General features: G+C 62.9%; 1 protein-coding gene. It reads right to left on the bottom strand.

What is annotated here, in order from left to right; all coding sequences use genetic code 11:
* On the bottom strand, window positions 1-396 hold a 396-nt coding region (locus SJH88_RS19470), incomplete at both ends, for a transposase (protein ID WP_274755420.1).

Below are 396 nucleotides of genomic sequence, written 5' to 3'. Positions count from 1 at the left end.
GGTCCACTTCTGGCTGATGTTGCGCAGGGCCAGGTAGAACAGCTTGGTCAGCGCCTCGTCGCTGGGGAACGAGCCCCGGTTCTTGGTCAGCTTCCTCAGGCCCATGTTCACCGACTCGATGGCATTGGTGGTGTAGATGACCTTGCGGATTTCCGGCGGGTAGTCAAAGAACGGGGTCAAGCGGCTCCAGTTCCTGCGCCAGGACTGGCCGATGGGCAGGTACTCGGCATCCCAGCGCTGCTCGAATTCACCGAGCATCAGCTCGGCCTCCTCGGCGGTGGCGGCCGTGTAGATACGGCGCAGGTCGGCGGCCACCTCCTTTCTTCGCTTCCAGGACACGTAGTTCAGGCTGTGGCGCACCATGTGAACGATGCACAGCTGCACCACCGCCTTGGG

The organism is Comamonas sp. GCA5 (genome assembly GCF_036541385.1).
In the GTDB taxonomy this organism is placed as follows: Bacteria; Pseudomonadota; Gammaproteobacteria; order Burkholderiales; family Burkholderiaceae_C; genus Comamonas; species Comamonas aquatica.
This window is presented reverse-complemented; position numbering and strand designations above follow the sequence as displayed.